The organism is Acinetobacter sp. YH01021 (assembly GCF_013420255.1).
GTDB lineage: Bacteria > Pseudomonadota > Gammaproteobacteria > Pseudomonadales > Moraxellaceae > Acinetobacter.
Window position 1 is genome coordinate 143,529 of record NZ_VOYO01000003.1, and the last position, 11,590, is coordinate 155,118.

Genomic DNA, 11,590 nt, shown 5'->3' on the forward strand with positions numbered 1-11,590 from the left:
AAGTTTTATTATAATAAAATTGAGATAAAAAACAGCACTTTAAAAAAATATTTTTATTTTTGTAATTTTTTTGTTTTCTTTTGTGTAACTAACTGACAAAAAATGTCAGTTAGTTGACTAAAATCACCCCAGAATAATCGGTTTATTCCCTAATTCATTGTTTAAATCATCTATTTTACGATCATAGTACTGATCTAAGACCTGTCCAACCTGCTTCACACCCTCAATTATACCTTCCTTATACTGCTGCTGAGCCAGATTTCGAATGATGCTTTGACAGATTTCATCCCAGACTTGTTGGGTCGTTGCATTCTTAATTCCCCGATCAATCACAATCTCAACCTTATGTTCACACAGGTTTAAATATAGCAGCACACCACTATTATATTCAGTATCCCAAACTCCAAGTTCAGCAAATAGCTGTCGGGCACGACACAGCGTATCCTGATAATAGGCAGATCGTGAAGGCAGACAGCCTTCTATCACGACCTGAATCTCCCCCACATGCCCATGCTCTGCTTCTTCAACAGCTAGTGCAATCGCATGTTGATCCTGCTTGGAGAAAAAACGCTTGGTTGCCGGCATATAAAAGAAATGCTTGAGCCAGCGTTTAAAACTCGGCCGTGCATACTCTTCCAGCTTCGGCTGTGTGACAATCTCTGTTGTATCTGTCGTTTTTACCATGAGCCTGATGCTCCTCCCCCACCAAAGCCGCCACCGCCTCCACCGAAGCCGCCGCCACCAAATCCACCTCTTCCTCCACCGCCACGACCAGCACCAGAAGCAAAGGCATACAAAAGTAGTTGCGCCAGTGAAGTGATTAATACAAAAAATACGCCAATCCCAATCATTAAACTGGCAATTAAGCCCATGCCATTGACTAAGCCAGCAGCTGTGCCTGCAACTGCAGCAGTTGCAGCACTGAGCTTTTTACCGAAAATCATCGAAGCAACCACACCAGCGATGATGATAAAAATCACAGTACCAAAAGTTGCTTGAGAAGCTTGCTGGGCTTTATAAGCCTGTTCGTGTCGCTCTTTAAGCTCATCTGCAGCTTGAGCGGCAATTTCTGGATCGAGATTTAAAATCCGTTCTATTTCAGCCAGTCCTGAATCAATTCCCTGAGCATACTGCCCTTGCTTAAAATACGGCGTAATTTTGTCATTGATAATTCGCCCTGCCACAATATCAGGCAATACGCCTTCCAGACCATAGCCAGTCAGAATCTGAATACGGCGATCATTGATGGCAATGGTCATGAGTAAACCATTATCCCGTTTAGCCGAACCAAGCTGCCAGGCCTCAGCGACCCGCATGGAATAATCAAAAATATCTTCCTGTCCGGTAGTCGGTACAATCACCACACCAATCTGACCTTTACCTTCATTATAAAGTTTCAAGATACGCTGACTGAGTTGCTGTTTTTCAGTGGGACTGAGTAAATTTGCCTGATCAATCACCGGTTCATTCAGACTCGGTAAGTCCCGCTGCAACTGCCCTTCTGTCATATCATTGGGAATTTGTGGCTGCGACGCTGCTGTAGCCCCAGCTTCTTGAGCTGGAGCATTTTGACCAGTTTTAGGCTGTAAGATTTCACGAGCTACGATGACTTCTTCAGTATCTGTAGCCGTCGCCGTTTCTGCTGAAACAAGTGTTGTCATTCCTATGCCCAACATAAGAATTAAACCAGCACAGTATTTCAGCAGCATCTCAGACATCTGATTCCTCACTTATTTATACGTTATAAGTTATTCAAAAGACACCGTTGGAGCTTTCTGTGCACTTTGCTCGGCGCTAAAGTTCGGTTTGGTGTCCATGCCAATCACTTTGGCGGTCATGACTTGCGGAAACTGACGCGCATAAGAGTTGAAGTCCTGTACTGTCGTAATATAACGGTTACGTGCTACCGCAATCCGGTTTTCTGTACCTTCTAGCTGTACTTGCAAATCACGGAACTGCTGATTGGCTTTCAGGTCTGGATAGTTTTCAGTCACCGCAAGCAGGCGTGATAAAGCACTGGTCATTTGTGACTGTGCTTCCTGATAACGCTGGAATAGTTCAGGATTTTCCAGTACTTCCTGATCGACTTTGAGGCCTGCTACATTGGCACGTGCCTGAGTGACTTCTGTGAGCACCTGCTCTTCATGCGCCGCATAGCCTTTGACAACATTGACCAGATTCGGCACTAGGTCAGCACGACGCTGGTACTGGTTTTGCACTTCAGACCATGCCGCAGTCACAGCCTCATCCTTAACTTGTAGGGTGTTATAGCCACAACCTGTAAGCGTCAGGGTACTGGCTAACATCAGAGCAATGAAAGATTTTTTTAATACAGGGATCATCTTTTATCCTCAATTCTTTATTGATATTTATTTAATTAATTTGATTTTAAACATATTTTTCTTAGTTTTTGTTAATTTTTATAATTTTTTACTTATATCGTTTTTATTCCTTCTGTTCTGCTTCAGAGCTACGAATTAATATTGGATATATCTATAAGTTCAAATTCATATTTTATAAGCTCATAGGATTAAGCTAACCAAATATTCAAAACAAAGAAAAATAAAAAAACCCGCCGTAGCGGGTTTTTTTTAAATAGATGATTAAATTAGATTAAATATCAAGATAATCCAGAATACCTTCTGCAGCCTGACGACCTTCCCAGATCGCAGTCACCACCAGGTCAGAACCACGGACCATGTCGCCACCAGCAAAGATTTTTGGATTTGAAGTCTGGAATTTGTATTGCTGTTGTTCAGCTGCAAGTACGCGACCTGAACCATCCAGATTGATTTCTACATCAGTGAACCAGTCTGCTGGGCTGGTACGGAAACCAAATGCCAGCAATACCGCATCTGCAGGCAGAATTTCTTCTGAACCTGGAATTGGTTCCGGACTACGGCGGCCACGGCTGTCTGGTTGACCCAGTTGAGTCGTTACCACTTTTACGCCAGTCACTTTGCCATTTTCACCCACGATTTCGATAGGTTGACGGTTGAACTGGAATTCCACACCTTCTTCACGCGCATTTTTTACTTCACGACGTGAACCCGGCATGTTCGCTTCATCACGACGATAAGCACAAACCACTGACTCAGCACCTTGACGGATTGAAGTACGGTTACAGTCCATCGCGGTATCACCACCACCTAAAACGATGACTTTCTTGCCCTCAACACTGATATATTCAGACGGATCTTTTTCCCAGCCTTGGCAACGATTGACATTGGCAATCAGGAAATCTAGTGCATCATACACACCATCCAGATCTTCACCGGCAAAACCACCTTTCATATAAGTATAGGTGCCCATACCCATGAATACCGCATCATAATCTGCAAGCAACTGGTCGATGGTCACATCTGTACCAATCTCAGTGTTCAGACGGAATTCAACCCCCATACCCGTGAAAATTTCACGACGGCGTTTCATTACGTCTTTTTCCATTTTGAATTCTGGAATACCAAAAGTCAGCAAACCACCGATTTCCGGACGCTTGTCAAATACCACAGGTTTTACCCCGTTACGCACCAGAATATCTGCACAGCCAAGTCCGGCAGGACCTGCACCAATGATCGCAACTTTTTTGTCTGTCCATTTCACATTGGACATATCTGGACGCCAGCCCAATGCAAAGGCAGTGTCGTTGATATATTTTTCGGCATTACCAATCGTCACCGCACCGAAACCGTCGTTCAGGGTACACGCCCCTTCACACAGACGGTCTTGCGGACAGACACGACCACAGACTTCTGGCAAGGTATTGGTCTGGTGACATAGTTCAGCCGCCTGGAACAGACGTCCTTCAGACACCAGTTTTAACCAGTTTGGAATGTAGTTATGTACCGGACATTTCCACTCACAGTACGGGTTACCACAGCCTAGGCAGCGATGCGTCTGATTGGCTGCAATTTCCGCTGTATAAGGCTTATAAATTTCCACAAATTCTGCTTTGCGGACATCAATCTCTTTTTTCTCTGGGTCTTGGCGTGCGACATCCAGGAATTGAAAGTCATTATTCAGGCGTTCTGCCATGTCTCTCTCCGTGGGGAGATGTAAGGGGTTCACAGTTGCCTTACATCTGCCTATGTTTCTGCAGTAGTGGAATTATTGTGGATCAGCTTGAGTGGTTTTCAACAGCGTTTGCAAGTTGGCTGCTTTTGGTTTTACCAACCAGAACTTGCGGCTGTAGAAGTCAAACTCATGGCGGATCTTGTACGCCCAAGCACTACCCGTTTCTTTAATATGTTCATCCAGAATACGACCCAGGAAGGCTTTATGCTCTTCCATCGCTTCGGTGGAAATACGGTTCAGCTCAATCAGCTCGTGGTTATAATGATCAACGAAGTCATTATCCAGATCAAGTACATAAGCAAAACCACCAGTCATACCCGCACCGAAGTTATGTCCGACTTTACCCAGCACTGTCACAATACCGCCGGTCATATATTCACAGCAGTGATCACCTGCACCTTCAATCACGGCAAATGCACCCGAGTTACGTACTGCAAAACGCTCGCCTGCTGTACCCGCTGCATATAGCTTACCGCCAGTCGCACCGTACAAACAGGTATTACCAATAATCGCGGTATTTTGCGTCTGGAATGGTGAACCTTTTGGCGGGAAAATCGAGATACGACCACCAGCCATGCCTTTACCGACATAGTCATTGGCATCGCCTTCCAGGCTGATATGCAGACCACCGGCATTCCAGACACCCAGCGACTGACCCGCAGTACCATTCAGGTGAACTTTCACCGGATGGGCCTCCATGCTCAGGTTGCCATAGCGTTTCGCAATTTCACCAGACAGGCGTGCACCAATCGAACGGTCACAGTTACCGATCGTGAAGCTATATTCACCACCAGTTCCTGCTTCGATGGCAGGTAGAATCTCATCCACCATTTTTTCAGCCAGAATGCCTTTATCAAATGGCGCATTACCTTGAACCTGACAATACTGCGCTTTACCTTCCGCAGCAGGATGCGACTCAAGTAATTTGCTTAAATCAAGATGTGCATGCTTTGCAGTTTCACCTGGCAAAACTTCCAGCAGATCAGTACGGCCAATCAGGTCTTTCAGACTTGATACACCGAGTGCTGCCAGCCATTCACGGGTTTCTTCAGCAATAAAGGTGAAGAAGTTGATCAGCATTTGTGGCTCACCAATATAATGCTCTTGACGTAAATGATCTTGTTGAGTTGCGACACCGGTTGCACAGTTATTCAGGTGGCAGATACGCAGGTATTTACAACCTAATGCGATCATCGGAGTCGAACCAAAGCCGAAGCTTTCAGCACCCAGAATTGCTGCTTTGACAACATCCAGACCGGTTTTTAAACCGCCGTCTGTCTGTACGCGAACTTTACCACGCAGGTCATTCACACGAAGAGCCTGATGTGCCTCAGAAAGACCCAGTTCCCACGGTGAACCTGCATGATGAATTGAAGAAAGTGGAGAAGCCGCTGTACCGCCATCATAACCAGAAATGGTAATGAAATCGGCATAGGCTTTCGCTACACCTGCCGCAATCGTACCGACACCCGGTTCAGAAACCAGCTTAACTGACACCATCGCCTGTGGGTTAACCTGTTTTAAATCAAAGATCAACTGTGATAAATCTTCAATTGAATAGATGTCGTGATGCGGAGGTGGCGAAATGAGGGTAACGCCCGGTACAGAATAACGTAAACGGGCAATGAGACCATTTACTTTACCACCCGGCAACTGACCACCTTCACCTGGTTTTGCACCTTGCGCGACTTTAATCTGAAGGACTTCTGCTGATGTTAAATAAGCAGGCGTCACACCAAAACGGCCCGATGCAATTTGTTTGATTTTCGAGTTACGGATGGTGCCGTAACGCGCTGGATCTTCACCACCCTCACCTGAGTTTGAACGACCGCCAATCGTGTTCATGGCAATCGCAATCGCTTCATGTGCTTCAGGTGACAATGCACCCAAAGACATGCCGGCAGAGTCAAAGCGAGGCAGGATTTCTTCAACCGATTCCACTTGTTCGACTGGAATCGAATTATCTGTTTTCAGTTTGAACAGGTCACGAATCGTCGCAATTGGACGCTTGTTCACCAGTTCTGCATATTCTTTAAAGTCTGCGTAGTTCCCAGAACGTACGGCTTTATGCAGCGAGTTTATTACATCCGGGTTAAAGGCATGATATTCCTTGCCAAAGACAAACTTCAGCAAACCACCCTGATCAATTGGCTTACGGTTTTTCCAGGCAATATCCGCCAACTGTTTCTGATCATTTTCAAGATCGACAAAAGTGGCACCCTGAATACGGCTTGGTACACCGATGAAGCATTTGTCCACCACTTCATTGGATAAACCCACTGCTTCAAACAACTGACCACCACGGTAAGAGGCAACCGTAGAAATACCCATTTTCGAAAGAACTTTCAGCAGACCTTTCTCAATCCCCTTACGGAAATTGTTTTGTGCATAGATTGGGTCACCCAATAACTCGCCTTTGGCGACCAGATCATTGATCACGTCATAAGCCAGATATGGGTAGATGGCTGTTGCACCAAAGCCAAGGAGTACCGCAAATTGGTGTGGATCACGGGCAAAACCGGTTTCAATGATCAGGTTGGCATCGGTACGCAGACCTGTATTAATCAGGTGATGATGCACCGCACCAGTGATCATGAAGGCATTGGCAGGCAAGTAACCTTCACGGATTTTCTTATCTGAAAGCACCAGTAAGGTTTTACCATCACGAATGGCTTGCGCAGACTCTTCACAAATACGCGCAATTGCCGCTTGCAGACCTTCGGTTTCAGCATAGTTCAGGTCGATATCTGCAATTTCATAACCGGCACGACCCAGCGTACGGATCTGATGCATTTTCGAATTAGAAAGTACAGGACTGGAAATGATCAAGCGGTCTGCATGCTCAGGCCCTTGCTCAAAGACGTTTTGTTCACGACCTAAACAGGTTTCCAGTGACATCACAATCGATTCACGTAGCGGATCGATCGGCGGGTTGGTCACCTGTGCAAACTGCTGGCGGAAATAATCCGACACATGGCGCACCTGACGAGACAATACTGCCATTGGGGTATCATCACCCATTGAACCTACAGCTTCCTGACCGCTTTCAGCAATCGGACGCAATAACTGGTCACGCTCTTCAAAGGTCACCATGAACATTTTTTGTGCCGCTTTCAGGCCATTGCCTTTTAAGCCTTGATCACATAAATATTCTTCCAGCTCTGGACTGCCTTGCAAACGCACAGAATTTTCACGTAACCATTCACGGTATGGACGCATACGTTTCAGATGATTATTGACATCTTGCGTATCCAGTACCTTGCCAGTCTGCGTGTCGATGACCAGCATCTGGCCTGGGCCGACACGGCCTTTAGAAATCACATCTTCAGGTTGGTAACCCCATACGCCAATTTCAGACGCCAACGTGATATAGCCATTTTTGGTAATCACCCAACGCGCAGGACGCAGACCGTTGCGATCCAGCATACAGATCGCATGACGACCATCCTGAATCACCAGACCAGCCGGACCGTCCCAAGCTTCCATATGTTTTGAGTTGAATTCATAGAAAGCACGAAGATCAGCATCAAGTGTTTCCACGTTCTGCCAGGCAGGCGGAACCAGCATACGGAGTGCACGGAACAGATCCATGCCACCGCCAACCAGAATCTCCAGCATGTTATCCAGGCTTGAAGAATCTGAACCGGTACGGTTCACAATTGGATTCAGTTCAGTTAAACCCGGTAATAACGGATTTTCAAATTTTGGTACACGCGCCATGGCCCAGTTACGATTCGCAGTAATGGTATTGATTTCACCATTGTGTGCCAGGTAACGGAACGGTTGTGCCAAAGGCCAGCGTGGCAAGGTATTGGTCGAGAAGCGCTGATGGAAGACCACAATATGTGACTCCAGACGCGGATCCGCCAGATCGGTATAAAAATCAGCAATCGCTTCCGGCATCATCAGGCCTTTATAGCTGATGACTGTTGAACATAAGGTGGTGACATAGAATGAAGTGTCATTTACCAGCAACTGTTCTGCACGACGGCGTGCCAGGAATAACTTACGGTTAAATTCAACCTCAGTTACACCCATTGGACAATTAACAATAATCTGTTCAAATGCCGGCATTGATTGCAGGGCAATTTCACCCAATGCATTTACATTGGTCGGAATCACACGCCACGCCAAAACAATTAAACCTTCAGCTTCAATCTCTTTGTTTAAAACCTGTTTGGCATGAGTAGCAAGCGCAGGATCAAGATTCAGGAATACTGAACCTACAGCAAAGACTTCACTTAAGGTGGTATCACTTAAGCGTTTTGCTTCTTCACGGAAGAATTTTTTCGGCATTGCCAAGAGCAGACCACAACCATCTCCCGTCTTACCATCCGCGGCAATACCACCACGATGGGTCATACAACTCAAACTATGAATCGCGGTCTTGACGAGATCATGGCTAGCATCACCCTGCATATGGGCGATCAAACCGAAACCACAGTTATCTTTAAACTCATCCGGTTGGTATAAACCTTGAGCGGGAGCTACATTGTTAGGCGATGGCATGTGCATAGCGTACCCTTCTTTCACGAAGCCTCAACAGGCTATTAAACAATCTAAATTTTTCTCTGCGCTGGCGTCTAATGGACTTTCGAAGACCGTCTTGGTAGAGCAAAAGCATTTTTCTTTATTTCTTCAGACTAGTCCTTTTTTAGACTAAATGCATAACAAATAAAGTTTATTCTGCTCATGAATAACATAAAAATCTGGAATAAATATGACATTCATACGGTGTCATCGAATCATTTTTCGCGCTAAAACAGGGAGATTAATTCAATTCATGCACCAATAAAGCAAATTCCATGCCAACAAACAGCGCATAAATTAAAACAATACAGATGACAAAGATTTAGCGCAGAACAGCACACTAAGGGTTAATTTTAATGTGCATTTTTTGCACCAAAAGCGCTCATTTTTAATTCTGTAATTTTTTGGATGCGCTATTTTAGACCGAACTAATTAAATGGATCACTAATCTCGTTATTTTGAGGATGCGGATTACTGCCCTGAGCAGGTCGATTATTGTTATTTTGTGGTTGAGGTGTACCTTCTACAGCACTTTCAGATTTCTGCACATCAACTACATTTCCCGATGAATCACGGCGCACAATTGTGGTACTGGTAGTCGCAGCATCAGAGCTACGCGGCTTGGACTCAGTTTGGGTTTGCTGCTGTCTAAGTCGTACCGATTCATCTACTTTCGGCAAAGGCACATTTTTCAAACGAATTTCGTAAAGCTTTTGATTACTAGCCAATTCCTCTGAACCCAGATTATTGACCAGACTAACATATTGCTGCATTGCTACAACTTCAGGCTTGACTGAGGCCGGTAAATTTAACTTCAGTGTAGAGAGTGCCTGATTGGCTTGCGCCGCCGTCTTATATTGACCATATAACAATACATATTGTTCTGGCTGATTTTCACTCGAGATTCTTAAATAAATAAAAGGTTTACGATCGGACTGTTTTTTAAGAAAACTTTTTAAAATTGCTTCATTGGTCACATGAAATAATTCAATGGCATGCTGGTTTTTCGCCTCATTGACAAATTTGGTACCGCGAAATTCTGGCTCATGACTGGCATTCACGACGGTACGCGTATTTAGATCCAATGGTTTCACTTCCTGAAAAAGCGCACCAAGATGGGTCATTGTGGCTACTTTTTCTGGTTGAATCTGCAACTGAACTTCAGTTTCAGGCTTTTTTTCAATTTCGACGATGTCATCTGAATCAGTCACCGCCCAAAAGACCAAGGCAGCAAATAGGCAGCATACACCACAGACCAGCCAGAAATAATGCTGAATCTTTTGCCAAGGAGTATGTAATGCTGCCATAAAACTAAACCTATGCCTGATTGGCTAAAATTGCCTGTTTCATTAACTCGAGATCAAAGTCCCGGGTAATCACTGCTTCGCCTAACTGCTTTAATAACACCAGACGCAATTGTCCATTTAAGACTTTTTTGTCATGGGCCATATAGGCCAGAAAATCATCCAGAGGGATTTTAGGACAAACCACAGGAAGTTTGGCACGAGAAATGATTTTTTTTGTACGTTCTAAATCTTCTTGAGAAATCCAGCCCATACGCTGTGACAGATCCGCAGCCATCACCATACCGGTGGCGACAGCCTCGCCATGTAGCCAGACACCATACCCCATGTAGGATTCAATCGCATGACCAAAGGTATGACCTAAATTGAGTAAAGCACGTTCCCCTTGCTCCTTCTCATCATTGGCTACGATCCGTGCCTTATGCGCACAGGAACGATAAACAGCTTCAGCCAATAATTTCTCATCACGAGCAATCAGACTTTCCATATTCGCTTCCAGCCAGACCAGAAATGACTCATCACCGAGTAGGGCATATTTAATCACTTCCGCCAGACCTGCTGAAAGCTCTCGATCAGGCAAAGTAGAAAGCTGCGACATATCCGCCAGTACCACTTGCGGTTGCTGGAAAGCACCAATCATGTTTTTACCCAGTGGATGATTGATCCCGGTTTTTCCACCGACACTTGAATCTACTTGCGACAGCAAGGTTGTCGGTACCTGAATAAAATAAACTCCGCGCTGGAAGCAAGCCGAGGCAAATCCGGCCATGTCCCCAATGACGCCACCACCTAATGCCAGTACAGTACAGTCGCGGTTAAACCCGGCTTCAAGCAGTGCATCAAAAATCAGGTTTAGATGCTGGCTATCCTTGTATTTTTCACCATCAGGCAAAATACAGGTCGCAACGCGTTTGTCCAGAGCCTCAATTGCAGTTTGATAACGCCGCAAATAAAGTGGAGCAACTGTGGTATTGCTTACAATCATCACTTGCTTACCCTGAATATAGGGAGCCAATAAGGCCTGTGGATCCAGATCGCTCCCGATAAAAATAGGGTAACGACGTTCTCCGAGTTCTACATATAAGGTTTGCATGCTTGATTAACCACTTTATTCAATGAACTTAGTTTTTAGAAGTAATAAGATTGAGAATCCGCTGCGCCAGATCACGCGCAGCACCCTGATTGGTCTCAATAATATGATGTGCCACTTCTCGATACAAGGGATCACGGACTGCCAATAAATCACGTAACTTTTGTTCCGGATTTTCGACTTGAAGGAGTGGACGGTTTTTATCGCGATAGGTACGTTGCAGTTGAATTTCAACCGGCGTATAGAGATAAACAACGATTCCGCGCTGTTTCAGATAGTCCCGGTTTAAAACCTGAGTAATTGCACCACCACCGGTGGCTAAAACCAGATGGGGACGTGAGGTAAGGTCATTAATCACAGCAGTTTCACGGTCACGGAAACCCTGCTCCCCTTCTTTTTCGAAAATCCAGGGAATAGTCGCACCTGTTTTACGTTCAATTTCATGATCACTGTCTAGAAATTCGCGTCCTAACAATTCTGCGAGATGTCGTCCTACTGTTGTTTTACCGGCCCCCATCGGCCCTACCAAATAAATATTTGGTAGGGTTTCAAACTCTTTGCTTGGCAAGGAGTCACCTATTCGTTTTGTTAA

8 protein-coding genes are annotated in these 11,590 nt (G+C 45.2%); all 8 read right to left on the reverse strand.

Annotated elements, in window-relative coordinates:
* Positions 1-123 precede the first annotated feature (123 nt).
* Positions 124-684 carry a TPM domain-containing protein gene (locus FTT86_RS03970; protein ID WP_180180624.1) on the reverse strand — a complete coding sequence of 187 codons (561 nt, stop codon included), beginning with the start codon at positions 682-684 and terminating at the stop codon, positions 124-126.
* The gene (locus FTT86_RS03975; protein WP_180180625.1) at positions 678-1,718 is read right to left on the reverse strand and encodes a YgcG family protein; all 1,041 of its coding nucleotides are present in this window, start codon (positions 1,716-1,718) and stop codon (positions 678-680) included. The genes FTT86_RS03970 and FTT86_RS03975 overlap by 7 nt, the downstream gene beginning before the upstream one ends.
* A 30-nt stretch (positions 1,719-1,748) precedes the next feature.
* Positions 1,749-2,342: a LemA family protein gene (locus FTT86_RS03980; protein ID WP_218954926.1), complete on the reverse strand. Its 594-nt coding sequence runs from the start codon at positions 2,340-2,342 to the stop codon at positions 1,749-1,751.
* A gap of 271 nt (positions 2,343-2,613) precedes the next feature.
* Positions 2,614-4,035 carry an FAD-dependent oxidoreductase gene (locus FTT86_RS03985; RefSeq protein ID WP_180180626.1) on the reverse strand — a complete coding sequence of 474 codons (1,422 nt, stop codon included), beginning with the start codon at positions 4,033-4,035 and terminating at the stop codon, positions 2,614-2,616.
* Between the two features lie 72 nt (positions 4,036-4,107).
* Complete coding sequence (gltB, locus tag FTT86_RS03990; RefSeq protein WP_180180627.1) at positions 4,108-8,583, reverse strand: glutamate synthase large subunit; 4,476 nt, start codon at positions 8,581-8,583, stop codon at positions 4,108-4,110.
* Positions 8,584-9,032: 449 nt separating this feature from the next.
* The gene (locus FTT86_RS03995; protein ID WP_180180628.1) at positions 9,033-9,911 is read right to left on the reverse strand and encodes a hypothetical protein; all 879 of its coding nucleotides are present in this window, start codon (positions 9,909-9,911) and stop codon (positions 9,033-9,035) included.
* Positions 9,912-9,921: 10 nt separating this feature from the next.
* Positions 9,922-11,001 (reverse strand): 3-dehydroquinate synthase, encoded by a 1,080-nt coding sequence (aroB, locus tag FTT86_RS04000; RefSeq protein ID WP_180180629.1) that lies wholly within the window; start codon positions 10,999-11,001, stop codon positions 9,922-9,924.
* 28 nt (positions 11,002-11,029) lie between these two features.
* Positions 11,030-11,566 (reverse strand): shikimate kinase AroK, encoded by a 537-nt coding sequence (aroK, locus tag FTT86_RS04005; protein ID WP_004644955.1) that lies wholly within the window; start codon positions 11,564-11,566, stop codon positions 11,030-11,032.
* Between the last annotated feature and the right edge of the window lie 24 nt (positions 11,567-11,590).

Excerpts from the sequence above, each read along its gene's own strand:
- gltB (WP_180180627.1), bottom strand. The coding sequence starts at position 8,583 with ATGCCATCGCCTAACAATGTAGCTCCCGCTCAAGGTTTATACCAACCG.
- FTT86_RS03975 (WP_180180625.1), bottom strand. The coding sequence starts at position 1,718 with ATGTCTGAGATGCTGCTGAAATACTGTGCTGGTTTAATTCTTATGTTG.
- FTT86_RS03985 (WP_180180626.1), bottom strand. The coding sequence starts at position 4,035 with ATGGCAGAACGCCTGAATAATGACTTTCAATTCCTGGATGTCGCACGC.
- aroB (WP_180180629.1), bottom strand. The coding sequence starts at position 11,001 with ATGCAAACCTTATATGTAGAACTCGGAGAACGTCGTTACCCTATTTTT.
- FTT86_RS03995 (WP_180180628.1), bottom strand. The coding sequence starts at position 9,911 with ATGGCAGCATTACATACTCCTTGGCAAAAGATTCAGCATTATTTCTGG.
- FTT86_RS03970 (WP_180180624.1), bottom strand. The coding sequence starts at position 684 with ATGGTAAAAACGACAGATACAACAGAGATTGTCACACAGCCGAAGCTG.
- FTT86_RS03980 (WP_218954926.1), bottom strand. The coding sequence starts at position 2,342 with ATGATCCCTGTATTAAAAAAATCTTTCATTGCTCTGATGTTAGCCAGT.